Below are 1,260 nucleotides of genomic sequence, written 5' to 3'. Positions count from 1 at the left end.
TGTAGTGGTCAACTAATTTCGGACAGGTAGACAGGTTCTTTCGCTGTCGGATTCGCCTCGTAGGCGGCGGGCGACAGATAGCCCAACGTGGAGTGCAGGCGCACCGGATTGTAGAAAGCAACGATGTAGTGGTTGATATCGCGCCGAGCCTCATCGTGGTTGGCGTACTGACGCTGCCACACGCGCTCCATTTTGAGGTTCAGGAAGAATCTCTCCATCACCGAATTGTCCCAACAATTTCCCTTGCGGCTCATGCTGCAAACCACGTGATGCTGCTTTAGCAACGCCTGGTAGTCCTCACTTGCATACTGACTGCCCCTGTCCGAATGCAAAACCAGTCCCGACGCTGGCCGACGCTGCTGCAGCGCCATCGTCAATGCCGACATGACCAGTCCAGCCGGCATGGTCGGGGCCATTGACCAGCCGACGACCCTGCGCGAGTACAGGTCCAGCACGACAGCCAGATAGAGCCAGCCCTGTGCCGTGCGGATATAAGTGATGTCCGAAACCCATGCGCGATTGGGCTCGGCCACGTCAAACTGCCTGTCAAGCACGTTCGCTGCCACAGGTAGCGTATGCCTGCTGTCGGTCGTCGAGACGAACTTGCGCTTCCAGCTGGTGCGAAGGCCCGCTTCGCGCATCACCGTACGCACCCGGTAACGACCGATTCGTAGGCCTTGCGCCCGCAGTGCATGCATCACGCGGCGGCTACCATAGCTCGCGCCGCTCGCGGCGAATGCTGCTTTGACGTGCGCCTGTTCCTGCAGCCTTTTAGCGCTCGGCCCGGTGCTCCGGTGCGCATAGTAGCCAGAGCGGCTCACCTGCAAAACCCGGCAGGCGTGACTGACCGGTACGGCCTCCTGTTGCAAATGAGTTACCACGCGGTAAATCACTTCAGTTCCCGGGCAAAGAAGGCCGACGCTTTTTTTAGTAGCGCGTTGTCCTCACGCAGTTGCCGGTTTTCCGCCTCAAGCTGCCGGATGCGCTGCTGCTCGGCCGTCAGCGGCTTGCCCTCGCCGGGGCCGCCGCCACGCTCCGCATCGTACTGCGCCACCCAGCGGCGCACGGCGGTCTCAACAAGGTCCATCGACCTGCACACTTCGCTGACCGATAGCCCCTGGTCTCGCACCATCTTTACTACTTCCAGCTTGAAGCTGGCGTCAAATTGCCGGCGCCTTCTTGTTGTCATCTTGCTCTTTTTCCTCGTCGATTCAGGGATTGTCCTCCTATCGACCTGTCCGAGGAAATTAGACCACTACA

The 1,260-nt window shown here is 59.8% G+C and carries 1 protein-coding gene; it reads right to left on the bottom strand.

Features of this window, described 5'->3' with window-relative positions:
- Positions 1–8: 8 nt before the first annotated feature.
- Positions 9–1,189, bottom strand: a protein-coding gene (locus ABQJ48_RS37705) for an IS3 family transposase (protein ID WP_367842921.1) whose coding sequence is annotated in 2 segments (ribosomal slippage) — positions 9–919 and positions 919–1,189 — 1,182 coding nt in all. Because the reading frame shifts where the segments join, the coding sequence is not laid out codon by codon here.
- Positions 1,190–1,260: the final 71 nt, after the last annotated feature.

This window comes from Paraburkholderia suaedae (genome assembly GCF_040812055.1).
In the GTDB taxonomy this organism is placed as follows: Bacteria; Pseudomonadota; Gammaproteobacteria; order Burkholderiales; family Burkholderiaceae; genus Paraburkholderia.
The sequence above is the reverse complement of the archived record's forward strand: the minus strand, read 5'-3'. Positions and strand labels throughout refer to the sequence as shown.